Source organism: Cupriavidus sp. GW821-FHT02F09, assembly GCF_059421605.1.
Genome location: NZ_JBWKVH010000001.1, coordinates 430,082 through 453,214, shown reverse-complemented (window position 1 = coordinate 453,214; position 23,133 = coordinate 430,082). Strand labels below are relative to the sequence as shown.

The following is a 23,133-nucleotide window of genomic DNA, read 5'->3' as shown; positions in this document are numbered from 1 at the left end:
CGGCGCGGATGAGAGAAGGAGAGGCGGGCGCCGTTCTGGCGCCCGCCTTTCGCCGCCATCTTGATTCCGCAGTCCATCATGACCAGCGTGAGGAGCGCCCGCTGCGGCAGGCGTGCGTTGACGCCGATCAGAGAGAATTTCTATGAGAACCTATGTCGTGGACATGAACGTCCTGCAATGCCCTGACTTTGCCGCGAAAATCCGAGCGGAAGCCGAGTCCAGGTTTGTCATTCCAGATGTCGCCCTGGTTGAGATGTGCAAGCACGAGGACTGTCGGTTGACCATGAAACTGGCATTGCAGGTGTTCTCCCCGCACATCGATCAGGTGGCGGTTTCTTTCAGCGTGGGTGAGATATCCCATACGGAGTTGAACTCGCGTTGCCCTTCCACCCCGGATGGAATCCTATCTTCCGAGTTCACGAGTTTAGTTGGCAATCTGATAACGGATCTCGCAAAAGACGAGAACGATAAAACCAACGATAGCATTCAAAAGAGATTCAGCGACGCAAGAGCGTCTCTCCTGGGCAAAGATCTGGATGCAGCCAATGCCAGACTCCGCACCGAGCAACTTCTGGAAGTATTGCATCAAGGCCTGAGGCCTAAGCTCATCGCTTCCATCCGAAGTCCAAATCTGAGTTGGCCACGCTTTCTCGCCTTCGTTCAGGTGATGTCTGAGATCTTCTTCTTGAAGATGCTTAAGAAAGATCACGGCATGGAGGAAATTGACGCACTCCGCTTCATCGCCCGGAAGCCGATGTACCTCCGATACAATTATCTGCTGGCAAGGCACTGCCTGATCACGATAAGAAATGGGGGGAACGTCGCCGCGGCAGGGAAGGAGCTCAACCATCAACTTGATCTGGACTATGTCTTGATCGCATCGTACTTCGATGGCCTTTTGTCCCAGGACAAAAAGGTAAACGAAGCACATCGCGACCTGCTCGCGATACTTTCCACTTCCTCCGGGGAAGCCAGAGAACGGGCGATGGATTGGTTCGAGGAGATCGGTCCCCCAGACTGATCGCGGTATGTCCCGGTGTTAAGCGAGAGCGGACGTCTCCGGGATCGATTGCTACGCTTGAAGAACCGTTATTGACAACGGAGCTCACGCTCAAGGGGCGCTGGGCGAGGTCGCCGGCTGGTGGTTCATGGCCGAACTCAGCTGTCGGACCGATCCTTGAACGATACCGTCACCCTTGCCGCTTCAGATCTCCCATGCTGCAATCCGGAGCTGACATAGCCGCCCTTCTTCGCGCCAGTAAAAAAACCCAGGCTGCCACGGGGATAACAGCCTGGGGCGCGATTGCGGGTTGGAGGGGGGTACCCACTCTGCAAAGGTCGATCATCGGCACATAGGGGTATGCCGACAAACAAAAGTCTAACGAGGTTTCACGGTTCAGGAAATCGGATAAGTCTGAATTTCATCGCGCGATCAATCGGATAAGTCCGAAATGACTAAGCCCACCAAAGATGCCACATCCTCAGTCCACGCGTGCTTCGAGGTACAGCGCGCGGAATTCGAGAGCCGAGCCTGGCGTTGCGCAGAATCAGACTTGTCCGATTTTCGACTCATATCAGCAATGCTAGTATTGCCCTTTGACCAGCTTCGCCCGGATCGACCGGCGGTGTTGCGTCGCTTTTGCGCTGCAGAGGTGAGCCTTGCCTGATTCCGTTATTCCTTCCCAACTCGATGTGCCGCCACCATGGGGCACGCGCTTCGATATACGCGATACGCTTGCTGCGTACCGTGCCGAGGCCGTCAAAGTGCATCTTGCGGCCACGGCCCCCACCCAGGCGCGGGCGTTGCGCCGCGCGCGGCTGCGCGGGCTGGCTGCCGGCACGGTGGGCTGCGGCACGGCTGCGGCGGCGGCGTGGCTGTTGGCGGCGTCGTTGACAGGCCCCGCTCCCGCGCCCTTGCCTGCACCCTTGCCCGCATTCAAGCCTGTGTCCATGCCCGAGTCCTCGCCTGCGCGATCGCCAGCAGCAGATGCCGGGCTGCAAGCCGCTGTGGCCGAGCAGCCGGAAGCCGTGGCTGCCGTGGCTGCGGCGGTTGACTCGCCCGCGCCTGCGGCGCCTCTGCCCGCCCCTTTGCTGGCTGAAAACGCGACCACCAGCAAAGCCAACAGCACAGCCATCAGCGCAAGCAACGGCACAGCCACCCGCGCCGCCACCAGCCCCATCGCCGCTGCGGTCGAGCACACCGTAGCCCGCAGGCATTCGTATGCCGAGCCGGTTCCTGCCAGGCAAATGGCCGCGCGCAGCGCCAGGGCGCCGGCAGCCTATGACGCGGGCGATAGCGCGGACAGTAACGCAGACAATAACGCGAGCTACAGCGCGAGCTACAGCGCGGGCTACAGCGCCGGCTACAGGCTGGCTGTGCCGGCGTACGACGCCAGCTCGCGCCCGAGCGCCGTGGCCTATCTGCCGCCCGACTCGCATATCACGTTGCATGAGCACTCCCGGCTGATCGACGAGTAAGGCTGCGGCCTTCCACTTGCGCCGATTTCATCGGCTCCGCCCCGCTCGCCGTGGCACAGAGACTGGCCGCGCGCCAGGCGAAACGCGTGTCGCTCCCGGCCAGCATCCCGACATCGGCTTTTGCAGGCGCCCGCTGCGATTTCGCTTGCGGTCGAGCAATGCGCCGTGCCTGAGACCGCGCCGTGGCGTTGAGCACCCTGCTTTTCGTACTTGTCTGATTCAAATCTGGTGAATGCGTCTCTAGAATGGACCGGCAAATCAAACTCTTTCAACGCTCCCCTTCAACGCTGCCATACGCGCTTCATTATTTTCATTAGCCGATTCAGGTCTGGTGCATTTGGTATTGGGGGTGGAGCAAGCCGGACACTCCTCCATGAAACTGCAACCAACTCGAATTTCCGTCGCCATCCTGACACTGCTGTTCCCGGGCATTCAACTGGCCACGGCGGCGACGGCTTACCCCAGCATCGATCTTTCCACACCCGATGGAGAAACGCGGGTGCTCGTTCCCGGTGACACGGTCACGCATGCGGGCGCCGGCACGGCGGTCAACATTAGCGGCGCCAACAACGCCCTCTCGGGCAACGGCGTGAGCATCCAGTCCGGCATCGCGGGCACGAGCGTCGGCGCGCAGGGCGTCAGCGTCAGCGCCGGCGGCACCCTGGCACTGTCCGACAGCAACCTCACCGCACTGGGCAGCTTCGAGGCCAATGCCTTGGTCGTGCGCGATGCGGGCAGCACGGCGACCCTGAACGACACGCGGATAAAGACCGAGGGTCAATATTCCCACGGCGTGCACGCCATCGACGGCGGGCGCGTCGAGATGACAGGCGGCTCGGTTTCCACCCAGGGTGACGAAGCCCATGGCCTGAATGCAGCGGGCACGGACGCCGTGATTACCGCCCACAAAACGCAAATCACCGTCCTTGGCGATGGCGCCTCGGCAGTCCACGCAGCGGATGGTGCCAGCGTCGTCCTGGATCAGGCAAAGCTCAATGCCACTGCCACCACGCATTGGGGCGGCAAGGGCATCAGTGTCGACCGCGGTACCGTGACCGCCACCAACACCGACATCGTCTCGGTCCGCGGCACTGGCATTCACGCGTCCGGCGGCAGCGTCTCGTTCTCCAATGGCACCATCGACGCGTATCGCGATGGCGTGTATCTCACCAGGGCCGGCGGAGCGGAATTCACCCCGTCCACAGCCGATTTGCGCGATGTGGTGGTGCATGCCGAGACGGGTTCCGGCATCGATGCAAACGCTGATGGCGTCCATGCCAGGCTGGAGCGCGTGCAGATCAGCAGCAATGGTTCGAACGTCGCCGGCATCCGGGTTCCGAGCGAGAGCGTTGTGGTGGCCAAGGACGTCTCCATCAGGATGAGCGGAGAAAAAGGCGTGGGCGTGGAAAACCGGGCGGGCACAGTCACCATGGACGGCGGCTCGATCACCACGCGTGGCGAAAGCGGGCACGGTATCTACGTCTCCGAACTCTATAGCGGCAGCGGCAGCAGCGCGACGACCACCGCGCGCGGCGTCGCAGTCGAGACCTTCGGCAACGCTGCCATCGGCGTGGTCTCGCGCCTGCCCGGGTCCAACGTCGTGCTCGAAGGTGGCTCGGTCACCACCCACGGCCACACCGCCTACGGCCTGCTCGCCAACGCCGCGCGCCTGGATGCGACAGGTACCATCGTGCGCACCGTTGGTGACGGTTCCCACGGGCTGATGATGGGCCGCCAGGGCGCGCAGGTCAGCCTGGACGGCGTCGACATACGCACCAGCGGCACAGGCGCCAATGGCATCCTGGCCTACTCGAACACGCCCGGCGTCGACAACACGATATCGATCCGCAACAGCCATATCGAGGCCGCGAACGGCAATGGCATCACGGTCGAAGGCAGCGGCCTCACTGCGAACCTGGTCGACACCACGATCATCGGCAAATCCAGCAGCGGCGATGGCGCCTTGCTGTACGTGGACGAACGGCGCCCCTCCTCGCCAGACGGTGATGTGGTTGCCGCACGCGATGTGCAGCTCAACGCGCAGCGCAGCCACCTGGAGGGCGACGTGGTGCTCGACAGCGGGTCGGCCAGCGTGAGCCTGCGCGACCACTCCGTGCTGACCGGCGCCCTGCACAACAACGCCGGGCGGATGGTGGACACGCTGAGCATCGACGGCAGCAGCACCTGGCGCGTGCGCGGCAACTCGGCGGTGGCGCGCCTGGACAATGCGGGCACGGTGTCATTTGCCACCCCGGGCGGCGCGTTCAAGGTGCTGGACGTGACCGGCAACCTCAGCGGCGGCGGCCTGTTCGAAATGCGCACCGACCTGGGCGCCGGCCAGGGCGACCTGCTGCGCGTCGGCGGCACCGTCTCTGGCGATCACCGCGTGCTGGTGGCCAACAGCGGCGCCGAGCCGATGGCCGGCGGCGGGTCCCTGAGGATCATTCAGACCGAAGGCGGCCCGGGGTCGTTCACGCTCGCCAACCGCGATCAATTGGTAGATGCCGGCACCTATCGCTACGCGCTGAAAAGCAGCGATACGGTCGGCGGGCGCGCCACCGACTGGAGCCTCGTCAACAGCGGCGAGCTGTCGCCGGAAGCGGTGGCGCCGCCAGGGCAGTCCGAGATTGCGCCGCCTGGCCCCGAAGACCTGTCCACGGCCGCCAACGCCGCCATCAATACGTCCAGCGCCGGCACCGCGCACGCGATCTGGTACGCCGAAAAAGGCACGCTGGCCAGGCGGATGGGTGAGTTGCGCCAGGGCAAGAACGAAGGTGGCGTCTGGATGCGGGGTTTCGGCGAGCGCCAGAGACTCGACAACCGCGGCGGCCGCTCGTTCGAGCAGACCGTGGGCGGCCTGGAGGTCGGCGTCGACAAGTCCCTGCCGGTCGAAGGCGGGCGTTGGTACGTCGGCGGCATGACCGGATACAGTTCGACCGACCGCCGTTTTCGTGACGAAGGCACGGGCGGCGCCGATAGCTACCACTTCGGCGGCTATGCCACCTGGCTGGCCGATGCCGGCTGGTACGTCGACGGCGTGTTCAAGGCAAACAAAATCCAGCAGAACTTCGCGGTGGTGGCGACCGACGGCCAGTCGGTGAAGGCCGATTCCCACCAGAACGCCATCGGCGTGTCGGTGGAAGCCGGCCGCCAGGTGCCGTTCGGCTTGGGCTGGTTCGTCGAGCCGCAGGTGGAGCTGTCGATGCTCCGCGCCAGCGGCGCCAGCTACCGCGCCAGCAACGGTCTGCAGGTCGATGCCGACAGCGGCAATTCGATGCGTTTGCGCGTTGGCTCCCTGCTCGGCCGCCGCATTGCATTGGCCAATGGCGGCACCGTGCAGCCCTACGTCAAGCTGAGCCTGTCGCAGGAGCTTGACGGCAAGAGCACGGTACGCACCAACGGCGTGGCTACCCGGACCGACCTGTCCGGCGGCCTTGCCGAGCTGGGCGTGGGCGTTGCCGCGTCACTGGGCACGAACCACCGCCTGTACGCCGACTACGGGTACGCAAGCGGCGCCAGGCTGGACAACCCGTGGACGGTCAGCATGGGCTACCGGTACAGCTGGTGACCACAGTGACCACAGTGACCACAGCCCCGTACCCAAGCCCATATCGAGCCAGGATGCCAACGCGTGGTTTCGTGAGGCTTCGTGAGGTTTCGTATCCCCGGCTCTGACATCAGGAAGAAAGGAGAATCCCAGGTGCAAGAAAAAGCCCAGAAGAAAGTGCAACAAAGACGCACGTTGGCTCGCCGTGCGGCGGCGGCCGCCATGCTGCTTGCCGCAGTCAATGCCGGTGCCGGAACATTGGCGCAGCCCAGCGAGCCTGGCGCCGGACGAACCACCCAGTTGAACGGCCTGGTGGCAACCATGTATCCCGAGCTGGACGCCTTGTACAAGGATCTGCACGCGCACCCCGAGCTCGCATTCGCCGAGACCCGCACCGCATCGCGGCTCGCCGGGGAGATGCGCGCGCTCGGCTTCGAGGTGACCGAGAACGTGGGAAAGACCGGCGTGGTGGCCCTGTACCGCAACGGCCCGGGCCCGACCATCATGGTGCGCACCGACATGGATGGCCTCCCCATGGAGGAGAAAACCTCTCTGCCCTATGCCAGCAAGGCAGTCACCACGTGGAACGGGCGCGAGAGCTTTGTTGCGCATAGTTGCGGCCACGACTTGCACATGGCGACCTGGGTAGGCGCCGCGCGTGCCCTGGTCGCCATGAAGGGCCAGTGGCGCGGCACCCTGATGTTCGTGGCGCAGCCGGCTGAAGAGATCGGCGCCGGCGCCAGGGCCATGCTGGCCGACGGGCTGTTCAAGCGCTTTCCCAAGCCCGACACCGCGCTTGCCTTGCACACGGATCCCCGGCCTTACGGCACGATCAGTTACAGCGTGGGCCCGATGACGTCTGCCGCCAGCTCGTTCGAGATCCTCTTCAAAGGCCGTGGCGGACACGGCTCCGCACCCAACAAGGCGCTGGACCCGGTCATCATTGCCGCGCGATTCGTCACGGATGTGCAGGCCGTGACGAGCCGGGAAAAGGATCCGATGGCATTCGGCGTGATTACCGTCGGCGCGCTCCAGGCAGGAAGCTCGGGCAACATCATTCCCGACAGCGCGGTCTTGCGCGGCACCATCCGCGCTTACGATTCCGGGGTCCGGGAATTGCTCGTCGACGGGGTACGGCGCGTTGCGCGGGCATCGGCAAGCGCGGCCGCTGCCCCTGAACCGGAGATCACGATTACCGACAATGGCCTCGGCGTGGTGAACAGCGAGACGGTGGTCGCACGCGTCGAGGCCGCGTTGCAGGCGGGCCTGGGCAAGGACAAGGTGGCCCGCACGCTGCCGCTCACGACCAGTGAGGATTTCGCGGAATACGGCGGCGAGGGCGTGCCTTCGATGTTCTTCCTTGTGGGTGTGCTTGACCCAGAAGACGTCTCGGCCGCAAGCAAGCGCGGCGGCAAGCCCCTGGTGTTCAATCACTCGCCCTACTTCGCCCCGGTGCCCGAGCCGTCGATCAAGACCGGTGTCACCGCCATGAGCCTGGCCGTGCTTAGCCTGCTCCCCGCGCCTTGAACGCGCCCTGAACGCGCCTTGAATGCGCCTTGAATGCGCCTTGCCGTGCGATGCTCCAGTCGGCCTGCTATCTGCCTGAGGATCATCGCCCTTGCGCCGGCTTGCCCAGGTGCTGGGCGAACCAGCTTGCAGCCGCGCGGCTGGCGTCAGGCCATCTTCGGTCGCGACGATCATCAGCCATAAGAAAGGACGAACCAATGCAATTGACAATAATCAGCGGTGCCACGCCTCACCGTGCCGTGCACACGTCGCGCAAGGCCGCACGGCGCGGCAGCAAGCCGATCTTGGCCGCAGTCCTTGCACTGTTATCCCAGATGCTGATCGCGTCACCCGCGTTGGCAGCAAGCGAATCGGCCGACGCCACGACGGCCGCAGTCGCCTCGCAGGTGACCAAGCGCGACGGCAAGTACTACCTCTACAAGAACGGCAAGCCGCTCAACGACACCGGCTACGACCGTCTGGACATCGAGTTCCCGGGCCTGGCCAAGGCCCGGCTCGGCTCGCAATACGGCGTGCTTGACGCGAACACGGGCAAGCTCGTGCTGCCCTTCATCTACCAGAGCGTCCGAACCGAAACGCTGAACACCATCGGCTTGATCCAAGTGCGCAAAGACAATCTGACGAGATTCGTCGACAGCAAAGGACAGCCGGTCAAGGTGCCCGCCTATGACGTAGTCGCGGATTTCAATGGAGCCGGACAGGGGCTCGCCGAACGTGCCGGCAAACTGTTCATGCTGACATTCAGAGACGGCCAATTGCGCAGCGAGGACGCGGCGCCGCAATACCTTCCGAGCATCATCGTGCCGCCCGGACTGCGGCAGCGCCCGGCAAATCCGGGCGGTCCGCTCAACGGCACCTACGTACCTGCATCCTATCCGGATCTGAAGACCGCATGGGCCGCGTGGCGCAAAGGGCAACTTCGCGAGCCAGCTCAGCCGGCGATCGTGGTGAAGGGCGACATCGCGTATGTGTCGTTCGGCATCCTGGCCGACCCGCCGTTGCCGATGATGTTCAATACGATGGGCGCGTGCCAGAACGAACAGGGCTTGGCGTTGTTCGATACGATGCGGGCCGAAGGATGTGCATCGGCGGAGAAGCCGACGTTTCACTTCCAGCGCGAGCGTGACGGTTCGCTGCAGTGCACCGACTGTTATCCCGCCATGCCGGGTAAGTGGCTGAAATTGCCGGCTGCGACGCAATCGCTCGTCGGCATCGGTATCGTCATCGCCACGCCGCTGCATAGCACGGGTGCGCTCGTGCACGCTGTAATTCCCGGCGCGCCGGCTGAACTCGCCGGCGTGAAACCAGGCGACCGGATCACGACGGTCGACGACCGGTTGACCTCCGAGATGTCGCTCACCCAGATCACGGATCTGATTCGAGGTCAGCCGGCGACTTCTGTGAGGCTGGGCATCGAGCGCGAAACGCAGCGTCTGGAGCTGAATGTCGAGCGCAAGGCGATCGTGGTCGAAGCAGACTAACGGAGGATCTATTGCTCGTACTCGATGGCCACGCCCCGATCACGGCGGACGGGACCAGCGCCTGCTGTGCGTGCCGCAGGAGCGGCTGGTGCGCATGGTGCCGGGTCGCGTTCGTCAAGATCGACCTGCCGGCCATGCCATCGGCACTGGTATGGCGGGCCGACGACCGCAGACCGATCCTTCAGGAACTCGACGCGCTGTTGCTGCGCATTGGCCGCCGCTACGGCATCGCTCCCGCCTGAGCCCGGGCGCAAGCCTTTTAGGGTTCTTCAGACTTTCGCGTGGGTAAGTGGCGGGAAGCAATACGCTGGTTTGCTCCCCTCTCCCATGAAATGGGAGAGGGGAGCTACGGCAGCGCTGGATTTAGCCCAGCGATGCATCGACCCACACGAAAGTCGGATGAATCCCTTTTAGAAGCGGGCCGAGTACTGAAGCATGTAGAAGTTGATGCCGGGGTTCGGCTCCTTGATGCCGGCGTTGGAGTAGTGCTGGAAGCGCACCCCCAGTTCCGAGTCGATCGCGTCGCCAAACCGGTAGCCGGCGGCAATGCGATCGCCAAACTGGAACGCCGTCGAGAATACTTTTGAGTCCGAGATGCGCGTGCGCGACAGCAGGTGCACGCCGGCGCCAACCTCGGCGAAGGGCCCCGAGCGGCCGGCACCCTGAACCCGGAAGATGGGTGTAAAGCCCACATCGCCCATGAGGTTGCTATTGCTGCCATGTGGATTCCAACCACCCACGGAAGCTTCGAGACCCAGGCGAACACGGACTGACCGCGAGCTCGTCGCCCAAAGGTCGGTCTTCAGGTTCCATCGCGCCTCCACGCGTGCGATCGAGGCCTCGCCGCCCGCACCCAGTGCTGCCCCAAGACGAACCGGCTCGAACCACGCGGCATCCTCGCTGGCGGGCGCGGCAAGCGCGGCGGCGCTGGCAAACGCACTGGAAATCAGGACGAAGGAGAAGACAGATCGAAGCATGACAAAAGCCTTGTGAAGATGAATTCTTGTTGTTGGTGACACCTTGATCGCGTTGGAAGTGAACACAAGTCAAGAGGATTCCATCGGCATGGCGAACAATTCCCCGGCCCGCCGCCCCTCCTGGCTGGACTTCGCGCGAAAACCCCGAATTATGCGTTCGGCACAAGCGACCGAATAGATACCGCTAGCGCATATCAGCGTCCCAGATTTGGAACGACGTGGACGGAACAGGCGTGAAGCCGACTATCAAGCGGCGCACCGGCACGCGCGAAGTTGCTCTCAGGGCTGGACCGCGGCTTTTCCTCGGCTAGCCGGTGTTTGGGGCGTGCTAGAGTGCGCAATGTACCGGCGTACCGGCGGATGGCGAGTAGGAACAAATGAAGACGCTGCTGATCGTCTACCACACGATGACCGGGGGAACAAAGCAGATGGCCGAGGCGGCAGCCGACGCGGCGCGTATGCAGCCTGACATCGCGGTCAGGCTGCAGCGGGCGGCCGAGACCGGTCCGGACGATGTGCTGGCGGCCGACGGCTATCTGTTCGCGACGCCGGAGAACCTGGCTGCGATGTCCGGGCTGATGAAGGACTTCTTTGATCGCTGCTACTACGCGGCGCTTGACCGTGTGAACGGCCGCCCGTACGCGGCCATGATCTGTGCCGGCAGCGACGGGCAGAACGCGCTGCGCCAGGTCGAACGCATCGCTACCGGCTGGCGGCTCAAGTGTGTGGCGCCGGGCCTGATCGTCTGCACCCATGCACAGACACCCGAACGCATTCTGGCACACAAGGAGATCGGCGCCGAGGACCTGGCGCGCTGTGCCGAACTGGGCGCTGGCCTGGCGGCAGGTCTTGCGCTTGGCGTCTTCTGACGTCGAAACCCGTCACATTCGGGATTGTCACGTTCGGGCTTGACGCGATAAGCCTCCCGCCACCACGCGCCAGCGGCTGATAGTCAACTTTCGTCCTCCGCCCCGCCCGTTGCGCCGCAACACGGCCTTAATGCTGCCTTAATCCCGCGCGAACTAGTATCTGGCAATCCTTGCGGTGGCAGGAGTCCGCCGCGCCAAGCCTAACGTCGAAGGAGTTCAACATGACAGCACGCCCCAGCTACGAGGCCAGCACCGCGGCGGGCAGCAAAGTGCCGGAAGTCACACTGGCATTCTGGCTGATCAAGATCGCCGCGACCACGCTCGGAGAGACCGGCGGCGATGCGCTGTCCATGACGATGGGACTGGGCTACCTGGTCAGCACAGCGATCTTTGCGGCGGTGTTCCTGGTGGTGGTCTACGCCCAGGTTCGCGCCAAGCGCTTCCAGCCGCTGCTGTACTGGGCCACCATCGTGGCCACCACCACGGTCGGCACGACCCTGGCGGACTTCGCGGACCGCTCGCTCGGCATCGGCTACGCCGGGGGATCCACGTTGCTGGCGCTGCTGTTGCTGCTGTCGCTGGCGTTGTGGTATCGCTGGCTTGGCACGGTCTCGGTCGACAGCGTGCATTCGCCGCGCGCCGAGCTGTGCTACTGGGTCACCATCATGTTCTCGCAGACGCTTGGCACGGCGCTGGGAGACTGGACCGCCGACACGGCCGGGATGGGTTACGTGGGCGGCATGGCGATCTTCGGCTCGCTGCTGGCATTGCTAGCCCTGGCCTACTACCGCACGCGGGTCTCACGCACCCTGCTGTTCTGGGCGGCCTTTATCCTGACGCGCCCGCTCGGGGCGGTGGTGGGCGACTTCCTCGACAAACCCCTGCAATCCGGCGGGCTGGCACTGGGTCGCTTCAGTGCTTCGGCAGCGCTGCTGGGCTTCATGGCGCTTTGCCTGCTGCTGATGCCGCAGCGGGCCGCGGGCCGGGCCCGGCACTAGCGGCCGGACCCCGCTGTATCCGCTTGCGGGAGGATGCGAGCGGTATCGGGAAACGACCGGGGGGTGGGCTGCGCCCTTCATCCGCCCCAGGCTTGATGGCGGCTTGATGGCGATCAACCGCCGGGCGGGCGCCGAACCTATAGTGGTATGTGGCTTAGCTTCATCCCGCCGTACCTTCATCGTTTCCACCCGCCAGGAGTGCGCCATGAACGACGTCAGATCCGTATTTTCCGTACACCGCGCCGCGCTACAGCGCGATGTCAACGTCTTGCTAGCCGATGTGCAGGCATTGCTGCGCGACGCCGCCACCTTGACCGGCGAGCAAGCCGGCCAGGCCCGCGAACAGTTCAAGGTGCGGCTGGAGGCGCTGCAACTGCGCCTGCGCGAGCTGCAGGCGCAAGGCCGCGGCCAGGTGCGCGATCTGGCCGATGCGGGAGAAGCGTACGTGCAGGCGCACCCATGGCGTGCGCTGGGCGCGGCCGCGGCGGTTGCCGCCGTATGCGGGGTGCTTGTCGCCATGTCGGTCTCGCGCCGCGATTGATGGCCAATCGATAGCGGATCGATAGCGGATTGATGGAGGATCGAAGGCAATATGGCGCCTGCGCAGCCTCGCTACCACCGCTGGCTCAACCTCGGGCTTCTGGCGACCTGCGCGCTCACGCTGAGCGCCGGATCGCTGCTGTACTGGTTCGAATCGGCGGCGCTCGCGCGTACCGCGTGGCTGATCGGTGTCCTGCCGGTGCTGATTGCCCTGGCCGCCAGCACCGTGCTCGCGGCGTGGCACCGCAAGGCCGGCGTGGATGTCCTGGCTCTGCTGGCCATCGGCTTCGCATGGTGGCTGGGCGAGCACTTTGCCGCCGCTGTGATTGCCCTGATGCTGGCCAGCGGACGCGCACTGGAGAGCTATGCGCAAGCGCGCGCCGCCAGCGAGATGAGCGCGCTGCTGCGCCACGCGCCGCGCGAATCCAGCCGCTTCGAAGGCGGCGAATGGCGCCCGGTACCGCTGGCGCTTGTGCACCCCGGCGACCGGCTGCTGGTACGCGCGGGCGAAGTGGTGCCAGCCGATGGGACGCTGCTCCAGGCTGCCGAACTGGATGAATCCACCCTGACCGGCGAGGCCATGCCGCAGCGCTGCGCGCCGGGCGAGCCACTGCGCAGCGGCGTGGTCAATGCCGGCGCGCCGTTCGAGATGCTCGCTGGCGCCACGGCGGCGCAAAGTACCTACTCGGGCATTGTCCGCCTTGTGATGGAGGCGCAGCAAAGCCGCAGCCCGTCCATGCGCCTGGCCGACCGCTACGCCCTGCTGCTGGTGCCGCTGGCGCTGGCCGTGGCCGGCGCGGCCTGGATCATGACCGGCGATGCGCACCGGGCACTGGCGGTGCTGGTGGTGGCTACCCCCTGCCCGCTGATCCTGGCGGTGCCGGTGGCCATCGTCTGCGGCATGTCGCGCGCTGCCAGCCGGGGCATCCTGGTCAAGGACGGCGGTGCGCTGGAGCGGCTGGCGCAGTGCCGCGTGCTGTTTTTCGACAAGACCGGAACCCTGACCACGGGCCAGGCCCGCGTCTCGGCCATCGAGGCGGCGCCAGGACACGCGCAGGACGAAGTGCTTCGCCTGGCAGCTTCGCTGGCACAGGCCTCGGTGCATGCCAGTTCCCGCGCGCTGGTCGCCACGGCGCGCGAGCGCGGCCTGGCGCTGGCGTTGCCGGGCGAGGTCGCCGAGGATCCCGGCGCCGGCCTGCGCGGCACGATCGGCGGGCATGTGGTCACCATCGGCTCCCTGGCGCACGTGGCCAGCACAACCACACCCACGCCGTGGAGCACGGCATGGGTACGGCGCATGGGCCATGAAGGCGCAGCGGCCGTCTTTCTTGGTGTCGATGGCGCCATGCGCGGCGCGCTGCAGCTTGCGGACCAGATCCGGCTCGACACGCCCCGCGCGCTCAGGCTGCTCAGGCAGGCCGGCATCCAGCACATGGTGATGCTGACCGGCGACCGCGACGACGTGGCGCAGATGACAGGCGCGATGCTGGGTGTGACGCAAGTGCGCGCCCAGCAGACGCCCGCGCAAAAGCTCGCGGCAATTCGCGAGGCACAGCGCAATGACAAGGTCATCATGGTTGGCGACGGCGTCAACGACGCGCCCGCGCTGGCCGCCGCCGACGTCGGCGTGGCAATGGGCGCGGCAGGCGCGGCCGCGTCGGCGCAGGCTGCGGACGTGGTACTGCTGGTCGACCGCCTGGACCGCCTGGCCGAGGCGATGCAGATCGCCCGGCGCACGCGCCGCATCGCCGTGCAAAGCGTGGTGGCGGGCATGGCGCTGTCGCTGGCGGCCATGATCGCGGCCGCATTCGGCTACCTGCCGCCAGTGGCGGGCGCGCTGCTGCAAGAACTGATCGATGTCGTTGTGATTCTCAACGCGCTACGGGCACGCAAGCCAGGGCCTGAATGGCAGCCCGCACAAATCACGGCGGCCGAGGCCACCAGACTGAAGACCGAGCATAGCGAACTGGGGCAGGTGCTCGACCAGGTGAGATCGATGGCGGATCGCGTAGCCAGCCTCCCCGGCCAAGCCGCCGCAGCCGAACTGGCAGCGCTCAACCAGGCGCTGCGCGAGCAATTGCTCGCGCACGAGATCCACGACGATGCCGACCTCTATCCGGACCTCGCGCGGCGCCTCGGCGGCCAGGACCCGCTAGCCGCGCTCAGCGGCGGGCATCGCGAGATCTTCCACCTGGTCGGCATGCTGGAGCGCATCGCCGCGGACCAGCCCGCGGACGGCATCGACCTGGAAAGCGCGCAGGAAGTCCGGCGCCTGCTCTATGAACTCAACGCGATCCTGCGCCTGCATTTCGCGCAGGAAGACGAGCTGTATCACGCGCTGGGGGACGCCTGACGATCTGCCCGCAGCGCGCCCGGGCCGGCATCAGCGCAACGACACCAGCGCGAGCGCTGCGGCCCAGGTCACTGCGGCAGCCAGCACAAGCCCCGCACCGACACGCAACGCAAAGGCACGCCCGCCCGCGGCAGCCAGCACGATCTTGGTAGCGGTGTTGGCGGAAAAGGCCGCCAGCACCGGCCACACAGCCGCCTCTGCCGACATGCGCCCCGCCGCTACCTGCGCGGCAACCGACACGGTTGCGGCATGCGCATCGGCAAACCCGCCGGCCACGGCCACCATCATCAGCATCCCGGGCCCGGACCATGCTCGCGTGGCGCCATTGGCCAGCAAGAGCAAGGCCATGAGCAGCACGAACCCTGCCGCCACGCGCCAGTCCAGCGAGGGGCCCGCCAGTTGTGCGCCGTCCTGTGCGCCGTCCTGTGGGCCTTCGTGCGCACCATCCTGCGCGGCTGGCCTGCGCGCTGCCAGCCAGAGCCAGGCGCCGGCATAGAGGCCCATTGCCGTCAGTCCGGCCGCGAGGGGCAATGCCAATGCCCGCAGCGCTGCCGCGCTGGTCGCCGCCAGCAACAGCAGCATCTGCACGAACGTGGCCACGCTGGAAAGCAGCGCGGCCGCCACGGCCGCATCGCGTAGGCCGGGCGCCTTGCGCACCATCGCCGCCATCGAGCCGATGGTTGCCGCGCTGGAGACGAAGCCACCAAACAGGCCGGTCACCGGCAGGCCCACCCGCTCGCCGAACAGCCGCGTGGCGATATGCCCGGCAGCGCCCATCAGCATCACCAGCATCGCCACCAGCCAGAGCGTGCGCGGGTTCCAGGCGTCGAACGGGCCCATGTAGCGGTCGGGCAGCAACGGCCAGATCACCAGCGCGGCTACCGCCAGCATCAGGGCATCGCTCAGTTCCTGCCGGCTCAGCGCGTTGCGCACCAGGCCGTGCAGGGTTGCCTTGCCGTGCAGCAGGATCGCAAGGACAGTGGCAATCCCGGCGGCAAGCGCCGGATGCGTGACCGCCAGCGCGCCGAGCAAGACCGTGCACAGCAACGCCATCTCCGTGGTCATGCCGGGATCCCTGGCCGCGGTGTGGCGGTAGCCCAGGGCGGCCAGGCCGGCGATCGCCAGCAGGACCGCCGGCAACAACCCGGCGTTGGGCAGGAACGCGCCCAGCGCGCCGCTGACGCTGGCAATGGCAAACGTGCGCAAGCCGGCCGGCGCCTCGGCACCTTCCGCCGCCTGGCTGCGCTCCCGCTCCAGCCCGATCGCAAGGCCGATCCCGAGCGCGACGCTAAATGCCACGACCGTGTGATCCACGCTATCCCCCCGGAAACGGTCCAGCTTACCGGCACCATTGCATTCCAGTCTGGCCCATACCTGCGCAACCGGCTTGATGTGCCGCAAGCTTGATGCGGATCAACAAGCGCCGGCGGCATGCTTCTAGAATCATCTGATGGGCGAAACCGTGATTTGCCGTGGCCGCGCGACTTGCGTGAGACATGCCCGGTAAAACGGGCTCGGTAAATCGGGGTCGGCAAAACGGGCCCGGTAAGACAGGCCCGCCCTGACCGTTGGCATCAGTTGGCGGCTCAGCAGCAATCCACGCGCATTACCGCACTATCGCGTTACCGCGCGCATCCAGGAGACTCACCATGACAGACCAGACCGACGTCCCCCTCGCATGCTTCACCGCCAATTGCGAGGCGGGCCTGCGCGCGCTGACCCTGATGCAGGAGAGCCGGCAGCGCTTTCTCGAACTACAGCTCGACGCGGTACGCAAGGACATCAAGACCTTGCACGAAGCGGGCGCGCAGCTGGCGAATGCCGGCGACTTCGCCACGCTCGCCACCCTGCCGGCCACCTTCCTGCGCAACCAGGCCGAGCATTACGCACAGCGGATGCAAGCCTGGATGAATCTCGCCATTCACAACCAGACCGCCATGGTGGAACAACTGCGGGAAGCCGGAGAGACCTGGCAGCGCTGCCAGGCCGCGGCGCTGCAGCAGGCCGGGAGCACCGCTTCGCTGCCCACGCAAGTGCAGGATATGTTCGAAAAGTTCAGCCAGGCGGCGGCCACCCTGAACGGGACCGGCGGCAACACCGGTGCCGCTACGCACAAGCGCGCCATTCATGCCGGCTGAGATGTTGCCGAGACGCCGCTGAAATGCCGCTGAAGTGCCGCTGAGACGCCGGCGGGGATGCCGCCGGCCACCGCTTGCCATGCCCGCCTAAAAGTGATCCGCTCCACCGAGGCCTGGATCGCAACCTGCTTGCCATGGATGCGCAGTTCACGCATGCCCGAGGCCAGCGCCGCGCCGCGCGACGTGCTGGTGCGCATCAGCGCCGCCAGCGTCAACCCGCTGGATAAGATGGTGCGTAACGGGGAATTCAAGCTGCTCCTGAAATACAAACCCCCATTGACGGGAGCTTGAACGGAGAGTGACGTGACGGGGAAGCATGGGGCATGACCCGCGAGACACTTATCGATTCGGCAAAGGGGTGTTGCCGTTCAAGGCAGGAATCCTCGAAAACACGTCAGCCATAAAATCCATGAACACGATAGCCCGCGTGGGAAGCAGTCTGTTGGCCACATAAACCATCTGCACCGGGACGGGCGGAGCCCTATGGTCCGTCAGAATGAACTGCAATCGACCGCTGTTCAGCCCGCCCTCAAACAGCCACGCAGGTCCATGTGCCACGCCCAAGCCTGCCGTGACCGCGGCACTCACGGCGTCGGGCGAGTTGACTCTAAGCCTGCCGGAAACCGGGATGTCCGCGTCCCGGAATCGCCAGGTCGCCCCGGACGACAGCAGGGTGTAGATGACGCAATCGTGGTCGCGCAGGTCATCCGGGGTCTGCGGAACGCCGCGTTTGGCCAGGTAGTCCTTGCTGGCGACGAAGACTCGGTCGTACCAGCCAAGACGCCGGGCGCGCAAGGTACTGTCCTCCAGGTGTCCGATGCGAATGGCGAGTTCGGTCCCTTCATTGACCAAGTCCACGTATCGATCATTGAGTTGAAGATCCAAGATCAATTGGGGGTAGCGCTCCAAAAAGGTCGGCACATGCGGCAACACAAACGCGTGTGCGAGAGCCGTAGGGCAGGCTACGCGCAAGAGCCCCGATGGCTCGACGTTGTTCCTGAAGGATGATTCGGATTCATCCACCGCATCCAGGATGCCCCGGATGTCCGCATAGTAGCGTTCGCCCTCCGGCGTCAAAGATAGCTTTCGCGTAGACCGATGGAGCAAGCGCGTCTGCAAGTGATCCTCCAGAGCCGCCACATAACGGCTGACATTGGGTTGCCCCAGCCCTAGATCGCGCCCTGCCGCCGAAAAGCTCCCGGTTTCTACGGCACGCGCGAAGCATGTCATCAAAAGGAATCGATCCACGCCTTCACCTCAATTCATGCTGATTTTGCATGAATTATATACGAATAGACAATCTTATCTAGATTTCTGCATGAGCGCATATTTCTCCTTGTCGACCGCGGTGGTCGTCATTCACGGGAGAATTCAAATGTCGCGCTTGCAAGGTAAACGTACCCTCATCACTGGCGGCACCAGTGGCATCGGGCTGGAAACGGCAAAGCAGTTTCTGGCGGAAGGCGCCCGCGTGATCGTCACTGGTGTCAATCCCGATACGATTGCAAAAGCACAAGCCGAACTGGGCCCAGAAGTTCTGGTGCTGCGCGCTGACTCGGCCAGCGTTGGAGCACAAAAAGAACTGGCACAAGCCATCAAGGACCACTACGGGCAATTGGACGTTGCCTTCCTCAATGCCGGCGTATCCGTCTGGCTGCCTATCGAAGAGTGGACGGAGGAGATGTTCGACCGTTCTTTCGACATCAACGTCAAAGGTCCCTACTTCCTGATGCAGGCACTGCTTCCGGTCTTCGCAAATCCTGCGTCAGTCGTACTGACCACCTCCGTGAGCGCGCATGCCGGCGCGGACCGCTCGTCCGTGTATGCCGCCACGAAGTCCGCATTCCTGAACATGTCGAAGACGCTTTCGACTGAATTGCTGGGCCGCGGCATCCGTGTCAACGCAGTGAGCCCCGGACCGGTCGAGACTCCGTTGTACGACAAGCTCGGGATTCCGGACGCGTATCGCGAGCAGCTCAACAAAGAGATTGCGGCAAGCATTCCGCTTGGGCGCTTCGGTACGTCCGACGAGGTGGCCAAAGCCGTGCTGTATCTGGCTTCTGACGAGTCGCGCTGGACGGTCGGCTCTGAAATCGTCGTTGACGGCGGCCGCTTGCTGAATGGTTAAGCGCGTAGCCCAAGAATTGGGCGAATTCTGTGCCGCGGTTTCTGTTTGATAAACCATCCAGGGCCACAAGACACAATGAACACACTTACGCTAATAAGTCATCCACTGTGCCCATTCGTCCAGCGCGCCGCAATCGTGCTTCTTGAGAAGGGCGTCGAATTCGATCGGATAAACGTCGATCTGTCAGCCAAGCCAGACTGGTTCCTGGCACTTTCGCCGACAGGCAAGGTGCCGGTACTCAAGGTGCGACAGGCCAACGTGGAGGACGCGATCTTGTTCGAAAGCGTGGTCATTTGCGAGTACCTTGACGAAACGCAGGGCGGCGCGGCGATGTACCCCGCTGACGCGCTGTCTCGCGCCCGACACCGGGCGTGGATCGAGTTTGCCACCCAGACCTTCGCCGAAGCTTGGCAGTTCCTCCACGCTCGCGACTCTGGGACTGCCGATGCCAAGCGCACCGCATTTCGCGAACGGCTCGGCAAGCTGGAGTCAGAAATGGGCATGGGGCCGTTTTTCGCGGGCGCGGCCTTTGGCATGGTCGATGCGGTTTACGCCCCGCTCTTCCGCTACTTCGGAATCATCGACGGGACGGTCGCGCATCAGATCTTCGACGGTCTTCCGCGCATTTCGGCTTGGCGCACCGCGCTTGCGGCGCGTCCCAGCGTGAGGGATGTCGTCGTCGAAGACTATGCCGATCGTTTCCAGACGCATCTCCGTCAGCAAGGAGCGCTCATCGCTGCAGCCTAACCGTAGCGAGTGCCGAACTGACATGTAGGAAATGTTCTATCACGCCGAACAGTAATCTTTCTTCATCATAGTCCGGCGTTAGCGGGCTGGCAGCCAATGATCGACGAAACGCGACATATCCAATCCGTCGAGCGGGCGATGAAGTTGCTACCGGCGCTAAACACAATCTTTCGCCGCTCCAAGCGCCCGGTTGGTGGGGAAAAGCTGGCGCATGGACGAGACCTACATGCTGGTGCGCGGCCAGTGGATGTATCTGTACCGGGTAGTCGACAAGGCGGGCAATACCATCGACTTCCTGCTGCGCGCGCAGCGTGACAAGACCGCAGCACGGCGGTTTTTCGAAAACGCCATCGCGCAGCACGGCCAGCCTGACACAGTGACCATCGACGGCAGCCCGGCCAGCCCGACCGCCTTGCACGACATTAGCGCCGAACGTGAAGCGCCCACCGTCATCAGGCGGAGCGAATACCTGAACAACATTGTCGAGCAGGACCATCGGGCCATCAAGCGACTGACTCGACCGATGCTCGGCTTCAAGGACTTTCGCTGCGCACGCATCCTGCTGGGCGGCATTGAGCTCATGCACATGATCGCAAAGGGCCAGATGAAGCGCCTGGATGGGAGCGCTACATCTGCGGCAGAGCAGTTCTATTCGCTGGCCGCCTGACCCCGATTCACGTGGTAGGCCCGGCTGTTCCACCACGTCCTTACTGCGACAGAACCCGCAAAGTTATTGACACGTTCCGTTGCTTCCGCTCCGCGATCACATCTGGTTGCTTGGCGGCCCTCTCATCTGGCCAGCTATCTCCGAGTCCGTACAAAATTCCTGATGCAACCTGTCGCAAGCTCTATCAGTACCTGAATCGGGATTCACTCGGCTAGCCGCGCATCCCCTTTCACCCACAGTCTCCGCCGACGAGCGAAAATCGAAGGAGTGCTTGTGAGCGGAAACCGGACTTTCAGAACATAGCTTCCAAGACAATTGTCCAGGCTAAGCCATTGCACGATTTTGTCTCTCGTCTGCGCGTAGCTCGCCGCTTAGCCAATCGATCAACCGCTTGGTCTCGGAACGCTCCGTTAGGTGCGAGGCCACCCAGATCGTGAGTCTGTTTGGCCCAGCAACGAAGCCGAACGGCGCAACCAAAGTGCCGCTGTTCAGGTCGTCCTGAACCAGCATGCGCGGTACGTTGGCGATGCCCAATCCGCATCGAGCTGCCTGGATCAGTAGATAAAAGTGCGGAAAGCCCTCATCTAAAATTAGCTCTCCTATCTCCGGGGCATAACATTCCTTCCATTCCAACCAAGCACGTTCACGAGTGTGTGAATAGATTAGCCGGGCCCGCTGCAAGTCTGAGGTCGTGCGTAGCTCGAGTGTCCTTAGATATTCGGGTGAGCATACAGGGCCTACCCATTCACTGCAGATATCTGTGCGGATGACATCCCGCGGCGGTTCCTGCGACGACAAGCGAATGGCTACGCTTACCTTGTCGCGCGTGAAGTCGAGGGGCCCGGACGTCATGTGGTACTGCAGGAGCACGTCAGGATTCTTCTGTTGGAAGCTGGACAGTCTGGGCAGTACCCAGTACATCATGATGGACGTTGAGCACGCGAGCGTCAGCGGCCCAGGCTTAAGCTGATCGACGCTGCTTTGGATTTCATCAAAGCCACGCTTCAAACCGGCAGCAAGACGCTGGCCTTCCGGCGTAGGTTCTGCGCCTTGGGCCGTACGCCGCAGCAGGGATATCCCGAAGGTTTCCTCGAGCATGCGGACTTGGCGGCTGACGGCACCATGGGTAACAGCCAGTTCCTCTGCAGCGGCGCTGAAACTGCAATGCCGCGCGGTAGCCTCAAAGGCGCGCAATGCATTCAATGAAACGCGTGGGGCAACCATACATCTTCTCCTTCCATAAAAAAACGGACGACTCGCTGCGCGTCTAACGATGTGAGTTTTTCTCACAGGATGAAAAAATTATATCGCTTGCTGCACTCTGCTCGCCTACCTAAGATCGTCTCATCCACAAACTTCGGTGTCACGATTGCCCGGCAACTGCTGGGAGAAAAAATCAGAGGAACCCATGACTATTACCGCTGCACGCGCCGAGTTTACTGCTCGGTACTTCGTTGAGAGTTCGCTTCCCCCCGAGAAGATTGCACAAGTCATCGCCGGCGAGCAATCAAGTGGCACCTTTTTGACGCTGCCCGGCGAAACTGCCCAGCTCAAGGAACGCTCCCGCGCCCGTGTCGTGAATATCCATTCATTACCGCCAACGCTAGAGCCTTCACTGCGGAGCGCCTATATCGAACGCCGCGGCAGCCATGGCGTATTTCACCGCGCCGAAATTGAGATCGCTTTCCCGATCGAAAATGTTGGCCCCAATCTGCCGGTGTTGCTCGCAACCTTGGCCGGCAACTTGTTCGAGTTGGGGGAAGTCACTGGTCTCCGCCTGCTTGACCTGGATATGCCGGTGGACTATGCGTCTCAATTTCCGGGACCCGCATTCAGCATCGAAGGCACCCGCCGCCTGGCGGGCGTTCATGGCAGGCCAATGATCGGTACCATCGTCAAGCCCAGCATCGGGCTCACCGCGGAACAGACTGCCGCGATGGTTGACGACCTCTGCGGTGCTGGCATCGACTTCATCAAAGATGATGAGCTGATAGCCAATCCGCCGTACGAACCGTTCGAGCGCCGCGTGGCGGCTGTGATGTCGGCGCTGCACAAACATGCCGACCGTCTGGGGCGCATGCCGATGTACGCGTTCAATATCTCGGGCTCGATCGATGACATGCTGCGCCAGCACGATACGGTACTGCAGGCCGGCGGCACGTGCGTGATGGTAAGCGTCAACTGGGCAGGATTCGCGGGCGTGGAACACCTGCGGCGGCACTCACAACTGCCAATCCATGGCCACCGCAACGGCTGGGGCAGCCTGACGCGCCATCCCTCGCTCGGCTTTAGCTTTAACGCCTACCAGAAGCTTTGGCGCCTGGCCGGTGTCGATCATCTGCATGTCAACGGCTTGCGCAGCAAATTTTGGGAGCCGGATGAGTCGGTGCTGTGCTCTGCGCGCGCCTGCCTGTCTCCATTTGCCGGTGTACCGGCAGTAATGCCGGTGTTCTCATCGGGACAATGGGCCGCCCAAGCGCCGGATATGTATCGGCAGCTGCAATCGACGGACCTGATGCATCTTGCCGGCGGCGGCATCATCGGCCACCCGGACGGCATTCGTGCCGGCGTCGCCAGCATGCGCGAAGGCTGGGATGCCGCAGTCGCCGGGAAAAGCCTTGACTCCGATGCCTTAACCCACCCGGCGCTCGCCCGCGCCCTCTCTCACTTCGGGCGGATGTGA

General features: G+C 63.9%; 19 protein-coding genes and 1 pseudogene. 15 read left to right on the top strand and 5 right to left on the bottom strand.

What is annotated here, in order from left to right; all coding sequences use genetic code 11:
• Positions 1–142: 142 nt before the first annotated feature.
• The 6 genes from AC07XB_RS02280 (at position 143) to AC07XB_RS02255 (ending at position 9,275) form a co-directional block, all read left to right on the top strand.
• Positions 143–1,021: a hypothetical protein gene (locus AC07XB_RS02280; protein ID WP_492374963.1), complete on the top strand. Its 879-nt coding sequence runs from the start codon at positions 143–145 to the stop codon at positions 1,019–1,021.
• A gap of 638 nt (positions 1,022–1,659) precedes the next feature.
• Positions 1,660–2,478, top strand: coding sequence for a hypothetical protein (locus AC07XB_RS02275; RefSeq protein WP_492827091.1), 819 nt, complete (start codon positions 1,660–1,662; stop codon positions 2,476–2,478).
• Positions 2,479–2,851: 373 nt separating this feature from the next.
• Complete coding sequence (locus AC07XB_RS02270) at positions 2,852–6,046, top strand: autotransporter outer membrane beta-barrel domain-containing protein (RefSeq protein WP_492827093.1); 3,195 nt, start codon at positions 2,852–2,854, stop codon at positions 6,044–6,046.
• Positions 6,047–6,247: 201 nt separating this feature from the next.
• A complete protein-coding gene (locus tag AC07XB_RS02265; protein ID WP_492827095.1) occupies positions 6,248–7,552 on the top strand; it encodes an amidohydrolase in 1,305 nt (434 codons plus the stop codon).
• A 197-nt stretch (positions 7,553–7,749) separates the two neighbouring features.
• On the top strand, positions 7,750–9,033 hold the full coding sequence (locus AC07XB_RS02260) for a PDZ domain-containing protein (RefSeq protein WP_492827097.1): 1,284 nt from the start codon (positions 7,750–7,752) through the stop codon (positions 9,031–9,033).
• An 11-nt stretch (positions 9,034–9,044) separates the two neighbouring features.
• Entirely contained in the window at positions 9,045–9,275 is a 231-nt protein-coding gene (locus tag AC07XB_RS02255) for a hypothetical protein (RefSeq protein ID WP_492827099.1), read from the top strand.
• A 168-nt stretch (positions 9,276–9,443) separates the two neighbouring features.
• Here the strand turns inward: AC07XB_RS02255 and AC07XB_RS02250 are convergent, their stop codons facing one another.
• A complete protein-coding gene (locus tag AC07XB_RS02250) occupies positions 9,444–10,076 on the bottom strand; it encodes an acyloxyacyl hydrolase (RefSeq protein WP_492810231.1) in 633 nt (210 codons plus the stop codon).
• Positions 10,077–10,387: 311 nt separating this feature from the next.
• Here AC07XB_RS02250 and AC07XB_RS02245 point away from each other — a divergent pair, with 311 nt between their 5' ends.
• From AC07XB_RS02245 to AC07XB_RS02230, 4 genes are all read left to right on the top strand, one after another.
• A complete protein-coding gene (locus tag AC07XB_RS02245) occupies positions 10,388–10,879 on the top strand; it encodes a flavodoxin family protein (protein ID WP_492374955.1) in 492 nt (163 codons plus the stop codon).
• Positions 10,880–11,100: 221 nt separating this feature from the next.
• The gene (locus tag AC07XB_RS02240; protein WP_492827100.1) at positions 11,101–11,877 is read left to right on the top strand and encodes a COG4705 family protein; all 777 of its coding nucleotides are present in this window, start codon (positions 11,101–11,103) and stop codon (positions 11,875–11,877) included.
• Between the two features lie 205 nt (positions 11,878–12,082).
• A complete protein-coding gene (locus AC07XB_RS02235; RefSeq protein ID WP_492827102.1) occupies positions 12,083–12,418 on the top strand; it encodes an ElaB/YgaM/YqjD family protein in 336 nt (111 codons plus the stop codon).
• A 51-nt stretch (positions 12,419–12,469) separates the two neighbouring features.
• The gene (locus AC07XB_RS02230; RefSeq protein WP_492827104.1) at positions 12,470–14,770 is read left to right on the top strand and encodes a heavy metal translocating P-type ATPase; all 2,301 of its coding nucleotides are present in this window, start codon (positions 12,470–12,472) and stop codon (positions 14,768–14,770) included.
• A 30-nt stretch (positions 14,771–14,800) separates the two neighbouring features.
• On the opposite strand, the gene AC07XB_RS02225 is transcribed toward AC07XB_RS02230, so the two are convergent.
• On the bottom strand, positions 14,801–16,069 hold the full coding sequence (locus AC07XB_RS02225; protein ID WP_492827106.1) for an MgtC/SapB family protein: 1,269 nt from the start codon (positions 16,067–16,069) through the stop codon (positions 14,801–14,803).
• A gap of 350 nt (positions 16,070–16,419) precedes the next feature.
• Between AC07XB_RS02225 and AC07XB_RS02220 the strand changes: the two genes are divergently transcribed.
• On the top strand, positions 16,420–16,908 hold the full coding sequence (locus AC07XB_RS02220; protein WP_492827108.1) for a phasin family protein: 489 nt from the start codon (positions 16,420–16,422) through the stop codon (positions 16,906–16,908).
• Here AC07XB_RS02220 and AC07XB_RS02215 read toward each other — a convergent pair.
• Positions 16,896–17,159, bottom strand: coding sequence for a hypothetical protein (locus AC07XB_RS02215; RefSeq protein ID WP_492827110.1), 264 nt, complete (start codon positions 17,157–17,159; stop codon positions 16,896–16,898). The genes AC07XB_RS02220 and AC07XB_RS02215 overlap by 13 nt on opposite strands.
• An 88-nt stretch (positions 17,160–17,247) precedes the next feature.
• A complete protein-coding gene (locus AC07XB_RS02210) occupies positions 17,248–18,156 on the bottom strand; it encodes a LysR family transcriptional regulator (RefSeq protein ID WP_492827111.1) in 909 nt (302 codons plus the stop codon).
• A gap of 127 nt (positions 18,157–18,283) precedes the next feature.
• On the opposite strand from AC07XB_RS02210, the gene AC07XB_RS02205 reads away from it, so the two are divergent.
• The 3 genes and pseudogenes from AC07XB_RS02205 to AC07XB_RS02195 form a co-directional block, all read left to right on the top strand.
• The gene (locus AC07XB_RS02205) at positions 18,284–19,036 is read left to right on the top strand and encodes an SDR family oxidoreductase (RefSeq protein WP_416047273.1); all 753 of its coding nucleotides are present in this window, start codon (positions 18,284–18,286) and stop codon (positions 19,034–19,036) included.
• Between the two features lie 75 nt (positions 19,037–19,111).
• Positions 19,112–19,783: a glutathione S-transferase family protein gene (locus AC07XB_RS02200; RefSeq protein WP_416047224.1), complete on the top strand. Its 672-nt coding sequence runs from the start codon at positions 19,112–19,114 to the stop codon at positions 19,781–19,783.
• A gap of 135 nt (positions 19,784–19,918) precedes the next feature.
• Positions 19,919–20,450 (top strand): annotated as a pseudogene (locus tag AC07XB_RS02195) (IS6 family transposase); the annotation flags it as partial.
• Positions 20,451–20,774: 324 nt separating this feature from the next.
• Here AC07XB_RS02195 and AC07XB_RS02190 read toward each other — a convergent pair.
• Positions 20,775–21,674, bottom strand: coding sequence for a LysR substrate-binding domain-containing protein (locus AC07XB_RS02190; RefSeq protein ID WP_492827113.1), 900 nt, complete (start codon positions 21,672–21,674; stop codon positions 20,775–20,777).
• Between the two features lie 184 nt (positions 21,675–21,858).
• On the opposite strand from AC07XB_RS02190, the gene AC07XB_RS02185 reads away from it, so the two are divergent.
• Complete coding sequence (locus AC07XB_RS02185; protein ID WP_492827115.1) at positions 21,859–23,133, top strand: ribulose-bisphosphate carboxylase large subunit family protein; 1,275 nt, start codon at positions 21,859–21,861, stop codon at positions 23,131–23,133.

Excerpts from the sequence above, each read along its gene's own strand:
- AC07XB_RS02280 (WP_492374963.1), top strand. The coding sequence starts at position 143 with ATGAGAACCTATGTCGTGGACATGAACGTCCTGCAATGCCCTGACTTT.
- AC07XB_RS02270 (WP_492827093.1), top strand. The coding sequence starts at position 2,852 with ATGAAACTGCAACCAACTCGAATTTCCGTCGCCATCCTGACACTGCTG.
- AC07XB_RS02265 (WP_492827095.1), top strand. The coding sequence starts at position 6,248 with ATGCTGCTTGCCGCAGTCAATGCCGGTGCCGGAACATTGGCGCAGCCC.
- AC07XB_RS02260 (WP_492827097.1), top strand. The coding sequence starts at position 7,750 with ATGCAATTGACAATAATCAGCGGTGCCACGCCTCACCGTGCCGTGCAC.
- AC07XB_RS02245 (WP_492374955.1), top strand. The coding sequence starts at position 10,388 with ATGAAGACGCTGCTGATCGTCTACCACACGATGACCGGGGGAACAAAG.
- AC07XB_RS02240 (WP_492827100.1), top strand. The coding sequence starts at position 11,101 with ATGACAGCACGCCCCAGCTACGAGGCCAGCACCGCGGCGGGCAGCAAA.
- AC07XB_RS02235 (WP_492827102.1), top strand. The coding sequence starts at position 12,083 with ATGAACGACGTCAGATCCGTATTTTCCGTACACCGCGCCGCGCTACAG.
- AC07XB_RS02230 (WP_492827104.1), top strand. The coding sequence starts at position 12,470 with ATGGCGCCTGCGCAGCCTCGCTACCACCGCTGGCTCAACCTCGGGCTT.
- AC07XB_RS02220 (WP_492827108.1), top strand. The coding sequence starts at position 16,420 with ATGACAGACCAGACCGACGTCCCCCTCGCATGCTTCACCGCCAATTGC.
- AC07XB_RS02205 (WP_416047273.1), top strand. The coding sequence starts at position 18,284 with ATGTCGCGCTTGCAAGGTAAACGTACCCTCATCACTGGCGGCACCAGT.
- AC07XB_RS02200 (WP_416047224.1), top strand. The coding sequence starts at position 19,112 with ATGAACACACTTACGCTAATAAGTCATCCACTGTGCCCATTCGTCCAG.
- AC07XB_RS02190 (WP_492827113.1), bottom strand. The coding sequence starts at position 21,674 with ATGGTTGCCCCACGCGTTTCATTGAATGCATTGCGCGCCTTTGAGGCT.
- AC07XB_RS02185 (WP_492827115.1), top strand. The coding sequence starts at position 21,859 with ATGACTATTACCGCTGCACGCGCCGAGTTTACTGCTCGGTACTTCGTT.